This is a genomic window from Mycobacterium sp. ZZG (assembly GCF_054786995.1).
Window position 1 is genome coordinate 38,523 of sequence record NZ_JBTBFV010000015.1, and the last position, 22,215, is coordinate 60,737.

21 protein-coding genes are annotated in these 22,215 nt (G+C 69.9%); 13 read left to right on the top strand and 8 right to left on the bottom strand.

The window, feature by feature from the left end:
- Window positions 1–4 precede the first annotated feature (4 nt).
- The gene (pta, locus tag ACXMYJ_RS11320; protein ID WP_260756713.1) at window positions 5–2,083 is read left to right on the top strand and encodes a phosphate acetyltransferase; all 2,079 of its coding nucleotides are present in this window, start codon (window positions 5–7) and stop codon (window positions 2,081–2,083) included.
- A 6-nt stretch (window positions 2,084–2,089) separates the two neighbouring features.
- On the top strand, window positions 2,090–3,232 hold the full coding sequence (locus ACXMYJ_RS11325; RefSeq protein ID WP_260756714.1) for an acetate kinase: 1,143 nt from the start codon (window positions 2,090–2,092) through the stop codon (window positions 3,230–3,232).
- Here ACXMYJ_RS11325 and ACXMYJ_RS11330 read toward each other — a convergent pair.
- The 4 genes from ACXMYJ_RS11330 to glnX form a co-directional block, all read right to left on the bottom strand.
- A complete protein-coding gene (locus ACXMYJ_RS11330; RefSeq protein WP_260756715.1) occupies window positions 3,152–3,610 on the bottom strand; it encodes an STAS domain-containing protein in 459 nt (152 codons plus the stop codon). The genes ACXMYJ_RS11325 and ACXMYJ_RS11330 overlap by 81 nt on opposite strands.
- A gap of 265 nt (window positions 3,611–3,875) precedes the next feature.
- Entirely contained in the window at window positions 3,876–6,164 is a 2,289-nt protein-coding gene (locus ACXMYJ_RS11335) for a serine/threonine-protein kinase PknG (RefSeq protein WP_460356172.1), read from the bottom strand.
- Complete coding sequence (locus tag ACXMYJ_RS11340) at window positions 6,164–7,162, bottom strand: glutamate ABC transporter substrate-binding protein (protein ID WP_443188592.1); 999 nt, start codon at window positions 7,160–7,162, stop codon at window positions 6,164–6,166. Before ACXMYJ_RS11340 ends, ACXMYJ_RS11335 begins: the two co-directional genes overlap by 1 nt.
- 32 nt (window positions 7,163–7,194) lie before the next feature.
- Window positions 7,195–8,514, bottom strand: coding sequence for a protein kinase G-activating protein GlnX (gene glnX / locus ACXMYJ_RS11345; RefSeq protein ID WP_260756718.1), 1,320 nt, complete (start codon window positions 8,512–8,514; stop codon window positions 7,195–7,197).
- 157 nt (window positions 8,515–8,671) lie between these two features.
- Between glnX and ACXMYJ_RS11350 the strand changes: the two genes are divergently transcribed.
- On the top strand, window positions 8,672–9,163 hold the full coding sequence (locus ACXMYJ_RS11350; RefSeq protein WP_260756719.1) for an NUDIX hydrolase: 492 nt from the start codon (window positions 8,672–8,674) through the stop codon (window positions 9,161–9,163).
- Here ACXMYJ_RS11350 and thiE read toward each other — a convergent pair.
- Window positions 9,147–9,809, bottom strand: coding sequence for a thiamine phosphate synthase (gene thiE / locus ACXMYJ_RS11355; RefSeq protein WP_460356177.1), 663 nt, complete (start codon window positions 9,807–9,809; stop codon window positions 9,147–9,149). The genes ACXMYJ_RS11350 and thiE overlap by 17 nt on opposite strands.
- A 136-nt stretch (window positions 9,810–9,945) precedes the next feature.
- Between thiE and thiO the strand changes: the two genes are divergently transcribed.
- Genes thiO through ACXMYJ_RS11400 form a run of 9 tightly spaced genes read left to right on the top strand, consistent with a single transcriptional unit; the run spans window position 9,946 to window position 18,229 of the window.
- Window positions 9,946–10,962 carry a glycine oxidase ThiO gene (gene thiO, locus ACXMYJ_RS11360; protein ID WP_460356180.1) on the top strand — a complete coding sequence of 339 codons (1,017 nt, stop codon included), beginning with the start codon at window positions 9,946–9,948 and terminating at the stop codon, window positions 10,960–10,962.
- Window positions 10,959–11,156, top strand: a complete 198-nt coding sequence (gene thiS / locus ACXMYJ_RS11365; RefSeq protein ID WP_260756722.1) for a sulfur carrier protein ThiS — start codon at window positions 10,959–10,961, stop codon at window positions 11,154–11,156. Before thiO ends, thiS begins: the two co-directional genes overlap by 4 nt.
- Before the next feature lies 1 nt (window position 11,157).
- Window positions 11,158–11,928 carry a thiazole synthase gene (gene thiG / locus ACXMYJ_RS11370; protein ID WP_443188590.1) on the top strand — a complete coding sequence of 257 codons (771 nt, stop codon included), beginning with the start codon at window positions 11,158–11,160 and terminating at the stop codon, window positions 11,926–11,928.
- Window positions 11,925–12,689, top strand: coding sequence for an SGNH/GDSL hydrolase family protein (locus ACXMYJ_RS11375; protein ID WP_460356184.1), 765 nt, complete (start codon window positions 11,925–11,927; stop codon window positions 12,687–12,689). The genes thiG and ACXMYJ_RS11375 overlap by 4 nt, the downstream gene beginning before the upstream one ends.
- Window positions 12,686–13,591 carry an ATP-binding cassette domain-containing protein gene (locus ACXMYJ_RS11380; RefSeq protein ID WP_460356186.1) on the top strand — a complete coding sequence of 302 codons (906 nt, stop codon included), beginning with the start codon at window positions 12,686–12,688 and terminating at the stop codon, window positions 13,589–13,591. The genes ACXMYJ_RS11375 and ACXMYJ_RS11380 overlap by 4 nt, the downstream gene beginning before the upstream one ends.
- On the top strand, window positions 13,588–14,343 hold the full coding sequence (locus tag ACXMYJ_RS11385) for an ABC transporter permease (RefSeq protein ID WP_460356188.1): 756 nt from the start codon (window positions 13,588–13,590) through the stop codon (window positions 14,341–14,343). The genes ACXMYJ_RS11380 and ACXMYJ_RS11385 overlap by 4 nt, the downstream gene beginning before the upstream one ends.
- A gap of 10 nt (window positions 14,344–14,353) precedes the next feature.
- Window positions 14,354–15,265: an alpha/beta fold hydrolase gene (locus ACXMYJ_RS11390; RefSeq protein WP_460356191.1), complete on the top strand. Its 912-nt coding sequence runs from the start codon at window positions 14,354–14,356 to the stop codon at window positions 15,263–15,265.
- A gap of 34 nt (window positions 15,266–15,299) precedes the next feature.
- Window positions 15,300–16,775 (top strand): M28 family metallopeptidase, encoded by a 1,476-nt coding sequence (locus tag ACXMYJ_RS11395; protein ID WP_460356263.1) that lies wholly within the window; start codon window positions 15,300–15,302, stop codon window positions 16,773–16,775.
- Window positions 16,772–18,229 carry a M20/M25/M40 family metallo-hydrolase gene (locus tag ACXMYJ_RS11400; RefSeq protein ID WP_460356193.1) on the top strand — a complete coding sequence of 486 codons (1,458 nt, stop codon included), beginning with the start codon at window positions 16,772–16,774 and terminating at the stop codon, window positions 18,227–18,229. The genes ACXMYJ_RS11395 and ACXMYJ_RS11400 overlap by 4 nt, the downstream gene beginning before the upstream one ends.
- On the opposite strand, the gene ACXMYJ_RS11405 is transcribed toward ACXMYJ_RS11400, so the two are convergent.
- Both ACXMYJ_RS11405 and ACXMYJ_RS11410 read right to left on the bottom strand, forming a co-directional pair.
- Complete coding sequence (locus tag ACXMYJ_RS11405) at window positions 18,195–19,472, bottom strand: uracil-xanthine permease family protein (RefSeq protein ID WP_460356266.1); 1,278 nt, start codon at window positions 19,470–19,472, stop codon at window positions 18,195–18,197. The two genes, ACXMYJ_RS11400 and ACXMYJ_RS11405, sit on opposite strands and share 35 nt — an antisense overlap.
- Before the next feature lie 19 nt (window positions 19,473–19,491).
- Entirely contained in the window at window positions 19,492–20,724 is a 1,233-nt protein-coding gene (locus ACXMYJ_RS11410; RefSeq protein WP_396884985.1) for an APC family permease, read from the bottom strand.
- Window positions 20,725–20,746: 22 nt separating this feature from the next.
- Here ACXMYJ_RS11410 and ACXMYJ_RS11415 point away from each other — a divergent pair, with 22 nt between their 5' ends.
- Window positions 20,747–21,973, top strand: coding sequence for a TetR/AcrR family transcriptional regulator (locus tag ACXMYJ_RS11415; protein WP_460356195.1), 1,227 nt, complete (start codon window positions 20,747–20,749; stop codon window positions 21,971–21,973).
- On the opposite strand, the gene ACXMYJ_RS11420 is transcribed toward ACXMYJ_RS11415, so the two are convergent.
- Entirely contained in the window at window positions 21,940–22,206 is a 267-nt protein-coding gene (locus ACXMYJ_RS11420) for a hypothetical protein (protein WP_460356197.1), read from the bottom strand. The genes ACXMYJ_RS11415 and ACXMYJ_RS11420 overlap by 34 nt on opposite strands.
- Window positions 22,207–22,215 lie beyond the last annotated feature (9 nt).

A 22,215-nucleotide genomic window follows, 5' to 3' on the forward strand; every position in this document is an offset into this window, starting at 1 on the left:
ACCCGTGCCTGACGCCTCGACGGGAGCAACCTCCTCGATCTACCTCGCGTCGCCGGAGGGCGACACCGGAAAATCGACCATCGCGCTGGGCATACTGCACAGGCTCGCCGCCACGGTGCCGAGGGTCGCGGTGTTCCGGCCGATCACCAGGACCGGTGAGGACCGGGACTACATCCTGGAGTTGCTGCTCGATCACACGACCGCGGAGCTGCCGTACGAGGACTGCGTGGGTGTGGGCTATCAGCAGCTGCACGACGACCCCGAGGCCGCGCTGGCCGACATCGTGGACCGGTTCCACCGTGTCGCGGACCGCAGCGACGCGGTGCTGATCGTCGGCAGCGACTACACCGACGTGGCCGCGCCGAGCGAGCTGTCCACCAATGCGCGCATCGCGGCCAATCTCGGTGCGCCGGTGGTGCTCGCGATCAAGGCCAAGGACCGCACCCCCGAGCAGGTCGTCCAGGTGGCCGAGGTCTGCATCGACGAGATCGCCGCGCAACACGCCCACACCGCCGCGGTGGTGGCCAACCGCTGTGAGCCGACGCAGATGACCGCGGTGGCCGAGGCGCTCACCGCGGTCGAGCCGCGCAGTTACGTGCTGCCCGAGGAGCCGCTGCTGGTGGCCCCTTCGGTGGCCGAGCTGCGGGACGCGGTCGATGGCACCCAGGTGCAGGGGGATTCGGCGCTGCTCGACCGCGAGGTGCTCGACGTGCTCGTCGCGGGTATGACGGCCGAGCATGTGCTGGAACGACTCACCGAGGGCATCGCGGTGATCACGCCGGGGGACCGCTCCGACGTGGTGCTGGCCGTGCTCAGCGCGCATGCCGCAGAAGGCTTTCCGTCGCTGTCGACGGTGATACTCAACGGCGGGCTGACTCTGCACCCGGCGATCGGATCGCTGGTGTCGGGACTGGGCTTGCGGGTGCCGATCATCGAGACCGGATTCGGCACCTTCGAGACCGCGAGCCGGGTGGCGGCCACCCGCGGCCGGGTCACTTCGAAGTCGCACCGCAAGATCGACACCGCGCTGACCTTGATGGAGACCCACGTCGACACCGCCGAGCTGTTGGCGCAGCTGGCCCTTCCGATCCCGTCGGTGGTCACCCCGCAGATGTTCACCTATCAGTTGCTCGACCAGGCACGGGCGGACCGCAAGCGCATCGTGCTGCCCGAGGGCGACGACGACCGCATCCTCAAGGCTGCCGGCAGACTGCTGGACCGCAGTGTCGCCGACCTCACCATCCTCGGCGACGAAGCCCAGATCCGGTCCCGGGCAGCCGAACTCGGCGTGGATCTGTCGGACGCGGCCGTGCTCGACCCGCGGACGAGCGACCTGTGTGACCGGTTCGCCGAGCAGTATGCGAAGCTCCGTGCGCACAAGGGCGTGACGGTGGAGCAGGCCCGCGAGATCATGCACGACGTGTCGTATTTCGGCACGATGCTGGTGCACAACGACATCGTCGACGGCATGGTGTCCGGTGCGCGGCACACCACGGCGCACACGGTGCGCCCGGCCTTCGAGATCATCAAGACCCGGCCCGATGTCTCCACGGTGTCGAGCATCTTCCTCATGTGCCTGGCCGACGAGGTGCTCGCCTACGGTGACTGCGCCATCGTGCCCGATCCCACCGCCGAGCAGCTCGCCGACATCGCGATCTCGTCGGCGCGTACCGCCGCACAGTTCGGCATCGAGCCGAAGGTGGCGATGCTGTCGTACTCGACCGGCACCTCAGGTGCCGGCGAAGAAGTCGAAAAGGTACGTAAGGCAACCGAACTCGTGCGATCGCGGGCGCCCGAGCTACTGGTGGAGGGGCCGATCCAGTACGACGCCGCGGTGGAACCGTCGGTGGCCGAGACCAAGATGCCCGACTCGAAGGTGGCCGGCCACGCCACCGTGTTGATCTTTCCCGACCTCAACACCGGGAACAACACCTACAAGGCGGTGCAGCGCAGCGCGGGCGCCATCGCGATCGGACCTGTGCTGCAGGGTTTGAACAAGCCGGTCAACGACCTGTCCCGTGGCGCGCTGGTCGAGGACATCGTCAACACGGTGGCCATCACCGCGATCCAGGCGCAGGGGTGATTGGCGATGACACGCTCGGTGCTGGTGCTCAACACCGGTTCGTCGTCGGTGAAATACGCGGTGGTGGACCCGGATTCAGGTGCGCTCGTCGCGGACGGCATCGTCGAGCGGGTCACCGACCATGCCGCGGCGATGCAGGTGGTGTTCGAGTCGCTGGCCTCTGACGGCCACCACCTCGATGACCTCGGGCTGGTCGCGGTCGGGCACCGCGTCGTGCACGGCGGTCCCGACCTCTATCAGCCCACCGTCATCGACGACCAAACCATCACCCGCCTACAGGAACTGTCCGCCCTTGCGCCGCTGCACAATCCGCCGGCCATCCTGGGAATCGAGGTGGCCCGCAAGGCGCTGCCGGACCTGCCCCACGTCGCGGTGTTCGATACCGCGTTCTTTCACGACCTGCCGCCTGCGGCGGCCACCTACGCGATCGACGCGGACGTCGCCGAGTCCTGGCGCATCCGCCGCTACGGGTTCCACGGCACGTCGCACCAGTACGTCAGCGAACGGGCCGCCGAGTTCCTCGGTGAGCCGCTGGACTCGCTGAGCCAGATCGTGCTGCACCTCGGCAACGGCGCATCGGCGTCGGCGATCGTCGGGGGAAGGCCGGTCGAGACCTCCATGGGGCTGACCCCGATGGAGGGACTGGTGATGGGAACCCGCTCCGGTGACGTGGATCCCGGCGTGATCTTCTACCTGTGGCGCACGGCCGGGATGAAGGTCGAGGACATCGAGACGATGCTGAACAGGCATTCCGGGGTGCGCGGTCTCGGCGGTGAGGTCGACTTCAGGGAACTGCACCGCAAGATCGAGTCCGGTGACCCCGCAGCGCAACTGGCCTACGAGGTGTACATCCACCGGCTGCGCAAGTACATCGGCGCCTACCTGGCGGTACTGGGTTCAGCCGATGTCATCACGTTCACCGCCGGCGTCGGCGAGAACGACGCGGCGGTCCGGCGCGACGCGCTCTCCGGTCTGACGGCGTTCGGCATCGAACTCGACGAGCACCTCAACGAGAGCCCGGCCCGGACGGCCAGGCGAATTTGCCCGGAGGGGGCGCCGACGGCGGTGCTAGTTATACCCACCAACGAGGAGTTGGCGATTGCTCGGGCGTGTGCGGGAGTACTTGGCGCTGGGCTCGGCGACGGGTAGCTCACGTTGCGGATCGCAGATCCGGAGCAGGCGGCGGACGTGAGTTCCCGCGAGCAGTCTCCAGCGAACGCCGCTTCGGGCACAGACCACGTTGATGTTCGACAGTGCGGCGAAGCCGGAGGCCGCGAAGAACTCGACGGTCTGCAGGTCCAGGATCAGCTTGCGGGCCCCCGCCAGACGCTTCTCCACGTAGCACGCGAGCGCCATGCTGTTGACGGCGTCGATCTCCCCGTGGATCGTCACCAGGACGCTCGACGGTGGCAGTTCGCAGGCGGAGAACGTGGCCCGGTGGTGTTCCTCGCGCAGTTCGAACGAGGTGGGATCCGGCCGGAAGAACCGCTGTGTGCTGGGGGCCGGCAGTGGATCTGGTGCGGACATGTGGACTCCCCTGGACGAAGTCGAAGTCAGGTGGCAGGCCCTGGGTCTCAAAGCTGCGCCGATGAAGTCACCTGGTAGTGGCGCCACGATACTACGGAATCAGTGGGCTGACCATATGCCGTTGTGAATCACATGTATGTGCGTTAACCAGCACGTTTGGCCATATGTCAGTCCTGGCGAGTCGCGGCAACCGGCGAAGGCGTCAATATCTGGACCTCCAGCAACGGATTCCGTAGTTGCCGGAGCGGTGCCGGGCGGTGCCGGATCAGAACGTCGACATCGGGCGCACGCTGTTGGCCAGGTCGACCAACGCGTACCGGTGGGCCTGGGTGGGCGCCACGCGGGCCAGGCTCCGCAACGAGGCCTCGACCCCGAGCTGCAACCCGTGCTCGGTGAACGGGAAGCCCAGAATGTGGTTGGTGCTGGCGGTGTTGTCCGCCAGCCAGTCCATCGCCGTGCCCAGCACCAGCGCGCGGATCTGCAGCACCCTGGGTTCGGTGTCGGGCAGCGCCTCCACCCGGCGCGCGGCGTCACGGATGTGCTGTTCGGTGATCTCACCGCTGGACCGACCGGACAGCAGCGTGACCGCGCTGGTCAACCGGGCGGTGGTGAAATGTCTTGAGGTGGCCGGTACTTCGTCGAGTGTGCGGACCGCGGCGTCCCGGTCTCCAGCAGCCGACTGCGCACGGGCCAATCCGAAACCGGCGGAGATCACCCCGTGGTCGGTGGACCACACGGTGTCATAGAACTTGCGCTCGTCCGCGGTGCCGGCCAGTTCGGCGGTGGCGGCCAGCGCCAGCTTCGGGGCCAGCTCGCCGGGCAGGGTGTCCAGCACTTCGGTGAAGTGCTTTGTGGCGGAGTCATAATCGGCGGTCAGCAGCTCCGACACGGCCCGGAACCAGACCAGCCGCCAGCGCCATCCGATCCGCTCGGCGAGTTCGTCGAGCTTGCGGGTGGCCTTGGCGACGTCACCGAGATCCAACAGCGCGCGGACCTCCATGAGCGGCAACTCCACCGACTCGCTCAGGTCGATGCCGTCGGAGTCCAGCGCGCCGTGTCGGGCGGCGCGCAACGAGTCCAGCGTCTGCACCGGTTGGCTCAGCAGCGTCGCCGACAGCACGGTGGCCCCGACATCGGTGGGGTCGACCAGCGGCACCTGGAGAGCCCGGACGATCTCCTGGGCGGTCAGCTTCTCCGAGTGCACCTGACCGTCGAGGTACACATCGGTGTGGGCGACCAGCAGATCGACCCCGAACGTCGAGCGTGACGGGCTGAAGGTGGTCGACAGACCGGGCCGGGGCACCCCGGTGTCCTTGGCCACCACCTCGCGCAGCACACCCATCAGCTGGCTGGACATCTCCTCGGCGCTCTGGAACCGCCGCCGCGGATCGGGGTCGATCGCGCGCCGCAGCAGCCGGCCGAACGAGTCGTACTCGCGCAGCACCGGATCGTCCTCGGGCAGTCCGTCGACGTAACGGCCTTTGCGGGTGCGCAGCTTCAGTGTCAGCGCAGCCAGCGTGCGACCCACCGTGTAGATGTCCGTGGCCACCGTCGGGCCGGTCCGGACGATCTCCGGCGCCTGGTAACCCGGTGTGCCGTACAGGTATCCGAAGGAGTTGATCCGAGACACCGCGCCGAGGTCGATCAGCTTGAGCTGGTCCTCGGTCACCATGATGTTCTCGGGTTTGAGGTCGTTGTACACCAGGCCCAGCGAGTGCAGATAGCCCAGGGCGGGCAGGATTTCGAGCATGAAGCCGATCGCCTCGGCGACGGGCAGCAGCGTCCGTTCGGTCTTGCGGTGGTGGGTGGCCTGTTTGAGCGACGTCCCGCCCACGTACTCCATAACGATGTAGCCGACCGGGTTGCCGTGCTTGTCGTCGTGCTCGACGAAGTTGTAGATCTTCACGATCCCGGGATGGGTCACCTCGGCCAGGAACTGCCGCTCGGCCATCGCGATCGCCTGCGCCTCGGCGTCACCGGAGTGCACGAGTCCCTTGAGCACCACCGGGCGGTCGTTGACGTTCTTGTCGAAGGCCAGATACACCCAGCCCAGCCCGCCGTGGGCGATGCAGCCCTTGATCTCGTACTGGTCGGCGACGATGTCGCCGACATTCAGCTGCGGCAGAAAGGAATAAGCGCTGCCGCAGTGCGGGCACCAGCCTTCGGAAGGGGCCTTGCCATCCTTGGTTGACCGGCCCACGGGCCGGCCGCAGTTCCAGCAGAAACGTTTCGACTCGGCCACCACGGGATCGGTCATCAACGCGGCCAACGGATCCCGGGCCCGGACCCGCGGGATCTCGACCAGCCCGCCGCCCAGTCTGCGGGTCGGCGACATGTAGCGGGTCACCGTCGTGGTGTTCAGCTGCGGCTCGGTGTCTCCGGTGTGGAACTGCGCGTCGTCGTCGTCATCGTCGTCGTCGAAGAAGTTGGGCCGGAACACCGCCTGGGTGGCCATCGGCCGCGCCGTCGACATCGTGTCGTCGGCCAGGTCCGAGAAGTTCGCGGGCTGGGTACCCGGATCGCCGTCGAAGGTGGTGTCGTCGTGTTCGGCCATCAGTCCGTGTACCTCGCGACAGGGGGCCCGGGAGCGGGTCCCAGCACGGTCAACCACTTGCGGTACAACGTGTTCCAGGTGCCGTCGCTCCGGATGCGCTGCAGCGTGCCGTTGACGTAACGCACCAGTGCGGTGTTCTCCAGATTGATCCCGATGCCGTAGACCTCCTCGTTCAGCGACGGCCCCACGATGTGCAGGTACGGATCCTGGGACACCAGCCCGGCCAGGATCGAATCGTCGGTGCTGACCGCGTCGACCTGCCGCTGCTGCAGCGCCACCAGGCAGTCGGCCCAGGTCACCACCCCGACGATGATCGGCGGCGGCGTGATCTGCTGAATCCGTTCCAGCGACGTGGTGCCCTTGGCCACGCAGACCCGCTTGCCGGACAGGTCCGACGACTGGCGGATGTTCGAATCCCGCGGCGCCAAAATGCGCTGGTTGGCGGTCAGGTACCCGGTGGAGAAGTTCACCAGCTTCTTGCGCTCGCACGTGATCGTCATGGTTTTGACCACGACGTCCACCTCGTTGTTCTGCAGCGCGGCGATGCGGTCGGCCGAGGCCAGGATGCGGTACTCCACCTGCGACGGCGTGCCGAAGATGTCGCGGGCGATCTCGCCGGCGATGTCGACGTCGAAGCCGGTGATCTCACCGGTGATCGGGTCGCGGAAGCTGAACAGGTTGCTGCCGATGTCCAGACCGACGATCAGGCGTCCGCGCGCCTTGATGTTCGCGACCGCCTTCTCGGCGTCCTTCTCGTTGTCGAACGGGCGCAGGCTCTCCCTCGGATCGCAGTCGTCGTCGGCCCGGGCCGGCGGCTTCGCCGGCTCCGGCGGCATCTCCTCGAAACCGGCCGGGGTGGGCGGCGCGAGGATCACGGTCGGCGTGGGCACCACCGGCGACGTCTGCGCGCACCCGGCCAGCAGCAGCACCGCCGCCAGCGCCGCGCCCAGGACTTTCGCGCTCATCACCTGCTGTCTGTTCTTCGCGCAAGCGCTCATCACCTGCTGTCTGTTCTTCGCGCAAGCGCTCATCACCGGTACTCGCTCAATCTCGGCCAGATCCCCAGCGCCACCGCCACGGCCGCCACGACCGACAGCGCGGCGGCGCCCACGGTCGCGCCGGACAGCACCCGACGGGCGTTGACGATCTCGTTGCGCAGCTGGGTGCGGCTCTGCTCGATGCCCTTGCTCAGCGCCTCGTCGAGCTTGTTGAACGCCGGCGTGGAGTCGTCCTCGCCGGTGCCCAGCGCCACCTGCGTCGCGGCCTGGTAGTTGCCGACCGCGATGTAGGCCGAGATCCGGTCGTCGGCCGCACGCCACCGGTCCAGCAGTGTGGCGGCATCGGCGAGGTCGGTCTTGTCGATCGAGTCGTCGCGTGCCAGATACCTCGCCAGCTGCTCCTTCATGTCCTCGATGCGCTGGTAGTAGGACTGCTTGCGCAGGTCCTCGTCACCGCGGCGGATCAGCGACAGGGTCTCGTCCGCTCGCGCCTGCTGCGCGGTGATCGCGAGCGTGGTGACCGTCTTCAGCGATTCGGCCGCGGTCTCCTTGGCGCTGCGGCTGTCGGCGGTCGAGATCACCAGCGCCGTGCCGACCCACATCAACATGATCAGCACCGCCAGCCCGCCGGCGACGAAACCGATGTTGACGCGGCGGCGGGTCCGCTTGGCCAGCCACCGGTTGGCGAACACCCCGAACAGCAGCGTCGCGACCACCACCAGAATCACCGGCGTCGGGATGCGGGTCGACGCGGTGGTCTCGGCGTCCACCCGCGCCGAGGTCTCCTCGTAGAGCCGCTGCGCGTCGGGCAGGATCTTCTCCTGCATCAGCGCCGACGCCTCCGACAGGTAGGACGAGCCGACGGGATTTCCGGCACGGTTGTTGGTCCTGGCCGTCTCGACCAGCCCGGTGTACACGGCCAGCCGTGCGTTGATCCGGCCCAGCAACTGGACCAGGGACTCCTCGGTGAGGCCGCTGGACGCCCGTGTCACCGCGACCGACGCGTCGGTGATGGCCTGCTCGTAGCGTTGCCGCACCGCCCGCGGCTCGGCGCCGGCGATGAACGCGGTGGCCGCCGCGGCGTCGGCGACCGACAGCGTGGTGTAGAGCTGTCCGGCCGCGAACGACAGCGGCTCGGTGTGGTTGAGCACCGTCGTCAGGGCCTGCTGGCGGTCGTTGATCGTGGTCGAGGTCGCGAACGCGCTCGCGACGACCAGCGCGGCGAGCACCAGCCCGATGGTCAGGATGCGTCCGGGCGTGGTCCACAGGAACCACCACCGCGGATGAGACGCAGCTGTCGGCGACCGCGACGCAAGAGGCTCGGTCGAGGGGTGCGCCAACTCCACAGTCACGTCTGCGCGGACCTCATCCTGGTCTCGATCTCTCCGGTGGTCGTTCGGCCACAAACTCTAGCTACCGCGAATTCTATGAGGGAATTCTAAGAGCTCATCGGTCGGCGTGCGGGGATTCACGTGTCAAGAATCCGGACGCGTTCCCTATCCTGAACGCGTGCGTGGAGACGGGGACGGCTGGGTGGTGTCGGCGACCGGCAATGCCTACTGGGGCCGGCACGGCGCCGCCGGGCTGCTCCTGCGGGCGCCCCGCCCGGACGGGTCGGCCGCCGTACTGCTCCAGCACCGCGCGCCGTGGAGCCACCAGGGCGGCACGTGGGGGTTGCCGGGCGGTGCCCGTGACAGTCACGAGACCCCGGAACAGGCGGCGGTGCGGGAGGCGCACGAAGAGGCCGGGCTGCCTCCGGAGCAACTGACCGTGCGGACCACGGTGGTCACCGCCGAGGTGTCCGGATGGACCTACACCACGGTGATCGCCGACACCTCCGAAGAACTCGACACCATCCCCAACCGGGAGAGCGCGGAGCTGCGCTGGGTCGCCGAGGACGAGGTCGCCGACCTTCCCCTGCATCCCGGCTTCGCCGCGAGCTGGCAGCGTCTGCGCGAGGTCACGGCCGCGATCCCGCTGCTGGTCAACCCGCAGCGCTGAGCAGTCCGGCCAGCGTTTCGGCCGCCGCCTTCGGGTCGTCGGCCGCGGTGATCGCCCGCACCACCACCACCCGCCGCGCCCCGGCCGCCAGCACTTCCGGCAGCCGGTCGGCGTCGATGCCCCCGATCGCGAACCACGGTTTGTCGGTGCCCAGCGCGGCGGTCGCCCGCACCAGGTCCAGCCCCGGGGCGGGTCGGCCCGGTTTCGTCGGCGTCGGCCAGCACGGCCCGACGCAGAAGTAGTCGACGTCTTCGGCCGCCGCGGCCCGCACCTGGTCCAGGTCGTGCGTCGAGCGCCCGACCACGCGGTCGCCGATGATCTCCCGCGCCACACTGAGCGGCAGGTCGTCCTGACCGAGGTGCAACACGTCGGCGCCGGCCGCGCGCGCGATGTCGGCGCGGTCGTTGACCGCGAGCAACGCCCCGTGCCTGCGGGCCGCGTCGGCGAGCACCTGCAGCGCGTCGAGCTCCTGGCGCGGCTCCAGCGGCCCGAACCGCTGCTCGCCCGGCGACCCCTTGTCGCGGAGCTGGATGATGTCCACGCCGCCGGCCAGCGCCGCGTCGGCGAACTCGGCGAGGTCGCCGCGATCACGGCGGGCGTCGGTGCACAGGTACAGCGAAGCGCTCGCTAGTCGGGGTTCACGCACACTCGAACGCTAGCGCCGGCGCGACGTAGGCTGGTAGCCGACCACACGGGAGTCCCGGGTACGGGGACTGAGAGTGAGTCCGCCGACTCTTACCGTCACACCTGATCCGGGTCATGCCGGCGAAGGGAGCCAGTGAATGCCCACCCAGACCCGCGGGACGCTTGCCGTCGTCGGGGGCGGTGTCATCGGGCTCGCCGTGGCACGGCGGGCGCTGCAGGACGGCTGGGCGGTCCGCGTGCACCGTGCCGAGCAGGCCGGCGCGTCCTGGGTCGCCGGCGGCATGCTCGCCCCGCACAGCGAGGGCTGGCCCGGCGAGGAACAACTGCTGCGGATCGGCCTGGAATCCCTTCAGCTGTGGCATGACGGCTTCCTCGACGGGCTGCCGCCTGAGGTCGTCACCGCCCGCCGGTCGCTGGTCGTCGCCGTCGACCGCGCGGACGCCGCCGACCTCAGGACCGTTGCGGGGTGGTTGTCCGAACAGGGTCACCCGGTGACGCCGACCACGTCGGCGCGCGATATCGAACCCCTTCTCGCCCAAGGTATCCGGCACGGCTTTGTGGCCGACACCGAACTCGCCGTCGACAACCGCGCCGTCGTCGCCGGCCTCGCCGCCGAGTGCGAACGGCTCGGCGTGCAGTGGGCCCCGCCGGTGCCTTCGCTGGCCGAGACCGGTGCCGCCGACAGCGTCGTGATCGCCAACGGCATCGACGCCCCGACGCTGTGGCCCGGGCTGCCGGTGCGCCCCGTCAAGGGGGAGGTGCTGCGGTTGCGCTGGCGTCGCGGGTGTCTGCCGGTGCCGAAACAGGTGGTGCGCGCCCGGGTGCACGGCCGTCAGGTCTACGTGGTGCCGCGTGCAGACGGCGTCGTGGTCGGCGCGACGCAGTACGAACACGGCCGCGACACCGCGCCCACGGTGAGCGGCGTGCGGGATCTGCTCGACGACGCCTGCGCGGTGATGCCCGCTCTCGGCGAGTACGAGCTCGCCGAGGTCGGCGCCGGTCTGCGGCCTATGACACCCGACAACCTGCCGCTTGTCGGCAGGCTCGACGAGCGCACACTTGTCGCCGCGGGGCACGGTCGGTCGGGTTTCCTGTTGGCGCCGTGGACGGCGCAGACGATCGCCGCCGAGCTGGAAGGAGCACTGGTTCGATGAAGGTCACGGTCAACGACGAAACGGTGGAAGTCGACGAGAGCACGACGATCGCCTCGTTGCTGGACGGCCTCGGCTTCCCCGAGAAGGGGATCGCGGTCGCGGTGGACTGGTCGGTGATCCCGCGCTCGCAGTGGGACACCGCGCTTTCCGACGGCGCCAAGGTCGAGGTGGTGACGGCGGTGCAGGGTGGCTGACGTGTGCACCTCTTTCTCGGCGGGCAAGCTGAGCATCGCCGGCCGCGAGTTCGGCTCCCGGCTGATCCTCGGCACCGGCGGCGCCGCGAACCTCGCGGTGCTCGAGTCGGCGCTGGTGGCCTCGGAGACCGAGCTGACCACGGTGGCGATGCGCCGCGTCGACGCCGACGGCGGCACCGGCGTGCTGGATCTGCTGACCCGGTTGGGCATCACACCGCTGCCCAACACCGCCGGTTGCCGCGGAGCCGCCGAGGCGGTGATGACGGCGCAACTGGCCCGCGAGGCGCTGCACACCAACTGGGTCAAACTCGAGGTGATCGCCGACGAACGCACCCTGCTGCCCGACGCGCTCGAATTGGTCAGGGCCGCAGAGCAACTGGTCGACGATGGGTTCGTGGTGCTGCCCTACACCAACGACGACCCGGTACTGGCAAAACGGCTGGAGGACACCGGCTGCGCGGCGGTGATGCCGCTCGGTTCCCCGATCGGCACCGGCCTGGGCATCGCGAACCCGCACCACATCGAGATGATCGTCGACCAGGCCGAGGTCCCGGTGATCCTCGACGCCGGCATCGGCACGGCCAGCGACGCGGCGCTGGCGATGGAATTGGGCTGTGACGCGGTGCTGCTGGCCAGCGCCGTCACCCGCGCCGCCGATCCGCCCGCGATGGCCGCGGCGATGGCCGCCGCCGTGCGGGCCGGGTATCTGGCCCGCCGGGCCGGCCGCATCCCGAAGAGGTTCTGGGCGCAGGCGAGCAGCCCGGCCCTGTGAACAGATATGTGGCCCTGGGCAGTTCGATGGCCGCCGGGCCGGGCATCGGGCCGCGGGCGCCGGGCTCCCCGCGCGCGGCGGGCCGATCGGCGCGCAACTATCCGCACCTGGTCGCCGACGCGCTGGGTCTGGACCTGACCGACGTCACCTTCTCCGGGGCGACGACGGCGCACGTGCTGCGCGAGACCCAGCACGGCGCACCACCGCAGATCCGCGCGCTCGACGGCACCGAGTCGCTGGTGACGGTGACGATCGGCGGCAACGACGCCGGTTACGTCCCGATGCTTTTCGCGGCTGGGCTGCCGCGGGCACTGCGGTCGGTGCCGCTGCTCGGCAGCCGGTTGCGCGACCTGCTGGACCCGGCGGCGCGCTACCTGGCGCTCCGGGAAGCCGGCAGTGCCCTGATCGAGGTCGGACACGAGATCCGGCGGCGGGCGCCGCGGGCCACCGTGCTGTTCGTGGACTATCTGACGCTGCTGCCGGCCACGGGCGACGCGCCGCCGCTGCGCGCCGCGGAGCTGACGCTGGGCAGGCACATCGCGGACACGCTGGAACAGCTCACGGCCGACGCCGCCCGGGCCACCGGGTGCGGCCTGGTGCGCGCGGCCGAAGCGAGCCGCGACCACCACGCCTGGTCAGCGCAGCCCTGGACCACCCTGCCTGCCAGATTCGGGCTGCCCGTGCCGGGCCGGCCGGCGCCGCTGCATCCCAACGCCGCGGGCATGCGCGCGGTCGCCGACCTTGTGGTGGCCGCCGCGTGATCGAACTGACCGCGCTGAGCAAGACATACGGCTCGACGCGGGCCGTCGACGGGCTGACGTGCACGATCGAACCCGGCGTCGTGACCGGGTTCCTCGGCCCCAACGGCGCGGGCAAGACCACCACGATGCGGATCATCCTCGGCCTCGACCACCCGACCTCGGGCACCGCCACCATCGACGGCCGCGCCTACCGCCGGCTGCGTGACCCGCTGCGCACCGTTGGTGCGCTGCTCGACGCCCGGCAGATCCATCCGAACCGCACGGTGCGCAACCATCTGCGCTGGATCGCCGCCAGCAACGGGCTCGGCAGACGCCGTCCCGACGAGGTGCTCGAGACGGTGGGGCTGTCCTCGGTGGCCGGCTCCCGTGCCGGCACGCTCTCGCTCGGGATGAGTCAGCGCCTGGGCATCGCCACGGCGCTGCTGGGCGATCCGCCGGTGCTGCTGTTCGACGAACCGGTCAACGGCCTCGATCCCGAGGGCATCCACTGGGTCCGCACCCTGATGCGCACGCTGGCCGCAGAAGGCCGCACTGTGCTGGTGTCCAGCCACCTGCTCTCGGAGATGGCCAACACCGCCGACCGGCTGGTGGTGATCGGCAAGGGCCGGCTGATCGCGTCGACCACGGTGTCGGAGTTCGTCGGGCGCTCCGGTGCCGCGACGGTACGCGTGCGCAGTCCGCGGCTGCCGGAGCTGCACGCCGCGCTCACCGCGGCCGGGTTCGCCGTTGCGGCCGAACCAGACGCCCTGACCGTGCGGGACGCCACCACCGACGCCGTCGGTGAGGTCGCCGCGGCGCAGTCGATCGCGCTGCACGAACTGAGCGCACACCACGTCTCGCTCGAGCAGGCCTACCTGGCTTCCACCGACGACGCCACCGAGTTCCGGGCAGGGTCCCGATGAGGCGCGCCGCCGCCGTCCTCGACGCCGAACGGATCAAGCTGACCACGCTGCGCTCACCGCTGTGGGCGGCCCTGGCGGCCACCGCGCTGAGCGTTGGGCTCGCCGCGCTGCAGACCTCGGTCGCCTCCGGCTACGCCCGGCTGACCGTGCCCGAGGCGGCGCTCGGAGTCGCGGTGTTCGGCATTCCGGTGTTGATGATCGTCGCGGCGATGACGGTGACGGGGGAGTACCGCAGCGGGCTGATCGCGCTCACCTTCCTGGCCACGCCTGGCCGCACACTGGTGATATGCGCCAAAGCTGTTGTCAGCGCCGTCTTCTCAGCGGCCTGGGCGGCGGTCATGGTGCTGGGCGCGGTGTCGGCCGCGCGGCTGACCGCCGATCCCGGCGTCGCGGCCGCGCTGACGGTGCCGGCCACGCTTGGCTTCGCCGCGAAGGTGGCGTTGTACGCGGCGTCGGCAGCCGTGCTCGGAGTCGGGGTCGCGGTGTTGCTCCGGCACACCGCCGGTGCGGTGACCGTGCTGCTGCTGTGGCCTCTGCTGGTGGAACCGCTGCTGGCCAACCTGCCCGGCCGCGGCTGGCAGCTCGGCCCCTACCTGCCGTTCGGCAACGCGCTGCGATTCCTCGACGTGCAGTGGCTGTACCCGGGGTTCGTGATGCGGTGGGGCCCGGCGGGCTCGCTGGTGTACTTTGCGGTCCTGGCCGGCGCCGTGTTCGTCGCGGCGGTCATCACCGTCAATCGGCGCGACGCCTAGCATGGCGCAGGTGACCGCACCGCAGACGCTCGAACTCGATCTGCCGCACCTGAAGGTGACCGCGCTGGCCTGGGGTCCGCCAGACGGTCGGCTCGCCTTGTGTCTGCACGGGTTCCCCGACAGCGCGTGGGGGTGGCGAAAGCTGGCTCCGCTGCTGGCCGAACGCGGTATGCGGGTGGTCGCGCCGTTCTCGCGCGGGTACGCACCGACCGGACCCGCGCCCGACGGCGACTATCACATCGGTGCGCTGATGTACGACGCGCTGGCGGTGCACCGCGGGCTCGGTGCGCCCGAGGACGCGGTGCTGATCGGCCACGACTGGGGTGGGTTCACCGCAGGCGCCCTCGCGGCGTACCCGGAATCGCCGTTCGCCGAGCACATTACGATCGCCGTCCCGCCGATCGGCGCGGTCAGCCGCATGCGCGGTTCGCTCGGCCGGCAACTGCGGATGATGCCGCGTCAGCTGCGTAACAGCTGGTACATCCTGTTCTTCCAACTTCCGCAGCTGCCCGAACGCGTTCTGTCGCGCGTCATTCCGAGGCTGTGGCAGGACTGGGGACCCGCCGGCCATGACACCGGCTCCGAGTTGGACGACGCGCTGGCCGCGCTGCCCAGCCCGGTCCACCGCCGCGCGGCGGTGGGCTACTACCGCGCGCTGGTGCGGCCGTCGCGGCCGGGGCAGAAGTATGCCGAGCTGCACCACCACTGCTTTGGGATGCCGCGGGTGCCGGTCCTGCACGTCCATGGCGAGCAGGACGGCGCGATGCGGGCCGAGTACGTCGAACCGATCGGTGCGGCGCTGCCCCCGGGCAGCAGGGTCGTCATGATCCCCGGGGCCGGGCACTTCGTCCAGATCGAGCGACCCGAGGACACCGCGTCGGCGGTTCTGGGCTTTCTCGGTGACCGCACCGGTCCGCGCTAACGTGGGGGTCGTGATCCGGACGAAACTCGTGGCCATGGCGGCCGTCCCCGTGCTGGCCCTCGCGGGCTGCGGACGCGACGCCGCCCCGGCGCCCCAGCCGGTCCGGGACACCGGCGCGGCCACCGAGTTCGCCGACGCGCTGTCGCGCAAGATCACCGCCGACGCGCTGATGGCGCACCTTGACAGGCTGCAGGAGATCGCCGACGAACACGGCGGCAACCGCGCCCTGGGCAGACCCGGATACGACGCGAGCGTCGACTTCATCGCGAAAGCTCTGCGGGACAAAGGCTTCCAGGTTGAAACGCCGGAGTTCGAGGTGCGGATACCGTGGGCCGAGGAGCCGTCGCTGACGGTGGCGGGCAGCAAGGCCGAGGCGCGGCCGCTGCAGTTCACGATCGGCACCGGGCCCGAAGGGGTCTCCGGTCCGCTGGTCGCGGCGCGTGCCGAGGACACCCCGGGCTGCACCGCCGAGGACTACGACGGGCTGCCGGTCCGGGGCGCGGTCGTGCTCGTCGACCGCGGCGCCTGCCCGTTCGGCGGGAAACAGGCCGTGGCCGCCGAGCGCGGTGCGGTGGCGCTGATCGTCGCCAACAACGAGAGCGGTCCCGACCTGGGTGCCGGCACCCTCGGCGAAACCACCGACGTCAAGATCCCGGTCATCTCAGTCAGCAAGGAGGTCGGTGAGCAGCTGCGCGGGCAGCAGGGGGCGACCACGGTGATCAACCTGAACGCCGGGGTTCGCCAGGAGCGGACCCGCAACGTGATCGCCCAGACCACGACCGGCTCGACCGCCGACGTCGTGATGGTCGGTGCCCACCTCGACAGCGTCGAGGAGGGGCCCGGGATCAACGACAACGGTTCCGGGGTGGCCGCGGTACTGGAAACCGCGCTGCAGCTGGGCACTTCGCCGGATGTGGCCAACGCGGTGCGGTTCGGGTTCTGGGGCGCCGAGGAGCAAGGTCTGCTGGGCTCCACCGACTATGTGGCGTCGCTGGACGACGAGGCGCTCAAGGACATCGCGCTGTACCTCAACTTCGATATGATCGGTTCCCCGAACCCGGGTTACTTCACCCTGGACGGCAACCAGTCCACCAGGCCCGGACCGGGTGAGGGCGTGCCCCGGGTGCCCGAGGGGTCGGCCGGCATCGAGCGCACGCTGACCGCCTACCTGGACCGGGCCGGTAAACCGGGACAGGACACCTCCTTCGACGGCCGATCCGATTACGACGGCTTCACCAGAGCGGGAGTGCCTGTGGGAGGCCTGTTCTCGGGGGCCGAAGACAAGAAGTCCGCCGAACAGGCCGAGCTGTGGGGCGGTGAGGCCGACCAGCCGTTCGACCCGAACTACCACAAGGCCACCGACACGATCGGAAACATCGACAGGACCGCGTTGCAGATCCACGGCGGCGGCGTGGCCTTCGCGGTCGGGCTGTATGCCCAGGACCAGCGCGGGCGCAACGGGATTCCGGTGCGCGAGGACCGCGTCCGGCACAAGCTGACCACACCATGACCGGCCGGTGGGCGGCCGTGGTCGTGGTGGGCGCGCTGGTCGCGGCGTGCGCGCCGGGCAGCCCGCCGCCCGCGCCGCAGCTGGGACCCGAACTCGCCGACAAGGTCACGATCGACGGGGTCTACCGGCACCTGGTCGAGTTTCAGAACATCGCAGACGCACACGACGGCAACCGGGCCGACGGCACACCCGGCTATCAGGCCAGTGTCGACTACGTCGCCCAACTCCTGCGCGACAACGGCTTCGACGTGCAGACCCCGGAGTTCGAGCGGCTGTCCGGCTCGAAGGGCGGGAGTCCCGCCCTGACGGTGGCCGGCCGCGACTTCCGAGTGGACCAGGCCTCGCTGTTGATCACCACCGTGCCCGGCGGGCTGAAGGCGCCCACGTTGCGGCCGCGCAGACCGGCAGGGTGCGCGGCCGCCGACTACGGTGACGTGTCGGTCGCCAAGGCCATCGCCGTCGTCGACGACAGCGGATGCTCGGTCGTCGACAAACACCGGGTTGCGCTGCAGGAAGGCGCGGTCGGCATGCTCGTGGTCAGCCAGGCCACCCCGACGCGGCCGACCGGCTCACCGCCGACGCTGTTCACCACGGGGTACTACACCGAGCTGACCATCCCGGTCGGCGTCATCGACCCGGCCGCGGACGCCGCGCTGCGCCGCACCGAATCGCCGGTCACCCTGGTTCTGGACAACGAGCCGGTGATGACGAAATCCCGGAATGTCGTCGCCCAGACCACAACCGGCGACACCCGCAACGTCGTCATGGTCGGTGCCCACCTCGACAGCGTCCGTTCCGGTCCTGGGATCAACGACAACGGCACCGGCGTGGCCGCCGTCCTGGAGACGGCGCTGCAACTCGGCGGCGCGCCGGACACCGCCAACGCGGTGCGTTTCGCGTTCTGGGGCGCCGAGGAAGTGTCGATGGACGGCACCAAGAAGTACCTGGCGTCACTGGGTGATGAGCAGCTTGACGACATCGCGATGTACCTGAACTTCGACATGCTCGGCTCGCCGAATCCCGGATATTTCACCGATGACGGCGACCAGTCCGCACAGACCGGTGAGATCGTCCCGGCGCCAATGGGTTCGGCGGGTATCGAACGCACCCTGGCCGCCAGGCTGAATACGGCGGGGGTGCGCCCGGCGGACATCCCGCTGCAGCGGATCACCGACTACGAGCCGTTCCTGGCCGCGGGCATCCCGGTCGGCGGCCTCACCACCGGCTCGTCGCAGCGCAAAACCGATGTGCAGGCCCGACTCTGGGGTGGCAAGGCCGGAGCGCCCTTCGACCCCAACTACCACACCCGCGGCGACACCATCGACAACATCGACCGCGAGGCTCTCGCGGTGATGGCGTCGTCGGTCGCATTCGCCGTCGGCACCTACGCGCAGTCGATCGAGGGTGTCAACGGCGTGCCTACCCGTGAGCAACGGGACCGGCGGACGCCGTAGCCTCGCGCTGCCGGAATCCCAGCAGCCGCATGCCGTGGTAGATGAGCAACGCGGCGATCGAACCCAGCGCGATCCCGGTGAACGTCAATGATCCTGCGCTCCAGGTGAAGTCGGCGATGCCGATGATCAGCGGGATGGCGGCCGTCATCTGGTTGATCGGCTTGGAGAAGTCGACCTGGTTGGTCAGCCAGATGCGCACGCCCAGAATGCCGACCAGGCCGTAGAGCACCACCGTCGCTCCACCGAGCACCCCGGCCGGGACCGCGACGATGACCGCACCGACCTTCGGGCACAGCGACAACGCGACCGCCACCAGCGCGGCCACCCAGTACGCGGCCGTCGAGTACACCCGCGTCGCCGCCATCACCCCGATGTTCTCCGCGTAGGTCGTCGTCGCCGACCCGCCGCCGAACCCGGCCAGCGTCGTCGCGACACCGTCGGCGGCCAGGGCGCGCCCCATCAACGGGTCGAGGTCCGTCTTGGTCATCTGGCTCACCGATTTCACGTGCCCGATGTTCTCGGCGATCAGCGCGATGACCGCGGGCAGGAACATCGGCAGCACCGACAGCGTGAACGTCGGCGTCTGAAACTCGGGCAGACCGATCCAGGGCGCGGCCGCGATGCCCGAGGTGTCCACCTCGCCGAGCAGCAGCGCCAGCACGTATCCGGCGGCCACCGCGACGAAGATCGCGAGCCTGCCGATCATCCCGCGGAAGAATGCCAGCGCGGCGACGAGCAGCACCAATGTCACCAACCCGAGCAGCGGACCCTGTTCGAAGTTGGTCTTCGCCGCAGGCGCCAGGTTGAACCCGATCAGCGCGACGATCGCACCGGTCACGATGGGGGGCAGCGCGACGTCGAGCCAGCGGGTACCCACCACGTGCACGACACCGCCGACCAATACGAGCAAAAGGCCCACCGCGACGATCCCGCCCAGTGCGCTGCCGGTGCCCTCCGACGCCACGGCCGCCGTCACCGGAGCGATCACCGAGAAGCTCGACCCCAGATAGCTGGGCAGCCGGTTGCCGGTGATCAGCAGGAACAGGATGGTGCCGACCCCGGAGAACAACAGGGTCGTGGCGGGTGGGAACCCGGTGAGCACCGGCACCAGGAACGTCGCACCGAACATCGCGACGACATGCTGGGCGCCGAGGCCGACCGTGCGTGGCCAGCTCAGCCGCTCGCCCGGTGCGACGACGAAATCCGGATCCGAGCGCGAATCCACCTGCTGCCACGTCTTCATTGGGAAAGCCACGGTGCGACTACACACCATGACGGTGCGCGCCGCCAGTCCAGTAGGCGAGCACGCCGATCAGGACCACCACCGCGCCGGCCAGCACGGACGCCGGCGGGAGCGTGAATGCCAGGGCCAGACAGCCGGCCAGGCCGACGGCAGGCACCAGGCGGTGGCCCAGGGTCCATGCCGACGCGTTGGCGATCGCGTAGTAGAGCAGCACTCCGAACGACGAGAACCCGATCGCGGCCCGCACGTCGACCAGCGCGGCGACCACGGCGACGACCAGCCCGACGGCGACCTCGGCACGGTACGGCGTGCCGTGGCGCGGATGCACGGCGGCCAGGCGCATCGGCAGGTGCCCGTCGCGCGCCATCGCCAGCACGGTGCGCGACACCCCGAGCAACAGCGCCAGCAGTGCACCTGTCGCCGCGACCGCCGCGGCGACACCGACCACCGGTGCCAGCGCCGGAAAACCGGCCGCGCGCACCGCATCCGACAAGGGCGCGGTGGCCGACGCCAGTCCCGCGACGCCGAGTGCACCGACCACGGCGACCGCCACCAACGCGTACACCGCCAGTGTGAGTGCCAGTGCGAGCGCGACCGCCCGCGGGATCGTCCGCGCCGGGTCGCGCACCTCCTCGCCGAGGGTGGCGATGCGGGCGTAGCCGGCGAACGCGAAGAACAGCAGCCCCGCCGCTTGCAGCACGCCGTAGGCGCTGACGCCGGGACCGGGCACCAGCTCGAACCCGTGGCCGGCGCCGAACAGTACGACCACCACCACCGTCAGCACCGCCAGTACCAGCGCCACGATGATGCGGGTGAGCGCGGCGGACCGCTGCACCCCGGCGTAGCTCAGCGCGGTCAGCGCGATCACCGATGCGGCCGCCACCGCGTGGGCGTGGGCCGGCCACACGTACGCCCCGACCGTCAGTGCCATCGCCGCGCACGACGCGGTCTTGCCGACGATGAAGCTCCAGCCCGCGGCGTGACCCCAGAAGGGCCCCAGCCGTTCCCGGCCGTAGACGTAGGTGCCGCCCGACTGCGGGTAGCGCGCCGCCAACCGGGCCGACGACATCGCGTTGCAGACGGCGACCACGGCGGCGACAGCGAGCGCGGCGAGCAGCCCGTCGCCCGCGGCGGCCGCGGCCGGCGCCAGCGCGACGAAGATGCCTGCCCCGATCATCGACCCGAGCCCGAGAGTGACGGTGTCGAATAATCCGAGACGCCGCCGCAATGCCGACTCATCGGGCGAGTTCACGGGCCCACGATATCGTGGGACGGTGGCGAGCACCGCCGGGGAAAACGGCATCCGACGTCGGCCCAAGGACCGTAAAGCGCAGATCGCGCGCGCGTCGGCCGAAGCGTTCAGCGCGCTGGGCTACCACGGCGTGAGCATGGAGATGATCGCCTCCCGCGTCGGCATCTCCGCCGCCGCCCTGTACCGGCACTACGCCGGCAAGTACGAGTTGTTCCGCGACGCCGTACTCAATCTCGGTCAGCAGTTGGTGGACGGCACCGCGGACATCGACGGGGACGACCCGCAGGAGGTGCTCGACCGGTTGGTGTCCGCGCTGACCGACACCGCGCTGGCCAACCGCAGCTCGGGAGGCCTGTACCGCTGGGAGAACCGGTATCTGCGCGGTGAGGACCAGGCGACCCTGCTCGAACAGATTCAGACCGTGCATGGACGGATCCACCGGCCGCTGGCGGTGTTACGGCCGGAGCTGAGCGACGGGCAGCTGTCGATCCGGTCGACGGCGGTGCTCTCGATCGTCGGCAGCATCGTCGACCATCGCGCGAAACTGCCTGCCGCGCAGGTGCACCGGCTGTTCGCGCAGATCTGCCGCGAGGTGCTGGCCGCCGAGCCGACGGGTGACCCGCCGCGCGTCCGCGTCGGGCCGGCGCCGGTGCGGCCGGCGGTTGAGGCGTCGAAATACGAAGCGCTGCTGACGGAGTCGATGCGCCTGTTCAACCGCAACGGGTACCGAGACACCACGATGGAGGAGATCGCCTCGGCTGTCGGGATACCGACTTCCGGCATCTACAAGTACTTCTCGGGCAAAAGTGACATCCTCGCCGCGATCTTCCGGCGCGCCGCCGATCGAGTGTCGGCCGAACTGGCGTCGGTCGTCGCGACGGTGTCAGACCCCGAGGAGGCGCTCACCGCGGTCATCGACGGCTATGTCGAGCGGACCTTCGATCAACCCGAGTTGGAGTGCGTCTACTACAGCGAGCGCCTGAACATGTCCGCCGCCGACCAACGCATCGTGCGGGACCTGCAGCGTGCCACCGTGGAGTCCTGGGTCGAGCTCGTCGTCGCGGTGCGGCCGGAGTGGAGCGCCGCCGAGGCGCGCTTCGCCGTGCACGCCGCCATGGCCCTGGTGGTCGACCTGGGACGCCTGGTCCGCTACGCGGATTCCGAGGACGCCAGGCAGACCGTGCAGGGCCTGGTGGACGTGACGCTGCTGGGCCGCTACCGGTTACGGGCGACGTTGCCGGCCAAGTAGAGCAGATAGCCCACCAGCCCGAACAGGGCCAGCTTGCGCGTCTTCGGGTAGGCGAGGCCGAGACCGACGGCGGTCTCGATGCCGCCGTCGATGTACACGTGCTGCCGGGTGTCGGTCGGGAACGCGGGCTTGGTCAGACCCTCGTAGAGAGCGGGGGCGACGAAGTGCGAGACCCCGGCACCGGCGAGGAGCAGTCCGGCGATAGTGGCGGCGCGTGAGTTTTCTTTGGGCACAACCGGATA

Coding starts and splice junctions, on each gene's coding strand:
- ACXMYJ_RS11400 (WP_460356193.1), top strand. CDS start 16,772: ATGACCGGCCGGTGGGCGGCCGTGGTCGTGGTGGGCGCGCTGGTCGCG.
- ACXMYJ_RS11325 (WP_260756714.1), top strand. CDS start 2,090: ATGACACGCTCGGTGCTGGTGCTCAACACCGGTTCGTCGTCGGTGAAA.
- ACXMYJ_RS11405 (WP_460356266.1), bottom strand. CDS start 19,472: ATGAAGACGTGGCAGCAGGTGGATTCGCGCTCGGATCCGGATTTCGTC.
- ACXMYJ_RS11335 (WP_460356172.1), bottom strand. CDS start 6,164: ATGGCCGAACACGACGACACCACCTTCGACGGCGATCCGGGTACCCAG.
- ACXMYJ_RS11340 (WP_443188592.1), bottom strand. CDS start 7,162: ATGAGCGCTTGCGCGAAGAACAGACAGCAGGTGATGAGCGCGAAAGTC.
- ACXMYJ_RS11395 (WP_460356263.1), top strand. CDS start 15,300: ATGGCGGCCGTCCCCGTGCTGGCCCTCGCGGGCTGCGGACGCGACGCC.
- ACXMYJ_RS11385 (WP_460356188.1), top strand. CDS start 13,588: ATGAGGCGCGCCGCCGCCGTCCTCGACGCCGAACGGATCAAGCTGACC.
- thiO (WP_460356180.1), top strand. CDS start 9,946: ATGCCCACCCAGACCCGCGGGACGCTTGCCGTCGTCGGGGGCGGTGTC.
- ACXMYJ_RS11330 (WP_260756715.1), bottom strand. CDS start 3,610: ATGTCCGCACCAGATCCACTGCCGGCCCCCAGCACACAGCGGTTCTTC.
- thiS (WP_260756722.1), top strand. CDS start 10,959: ATGAAGGTCACGGTCAACGACGAAACGGTGGAAGTCGACGAGAGCACG.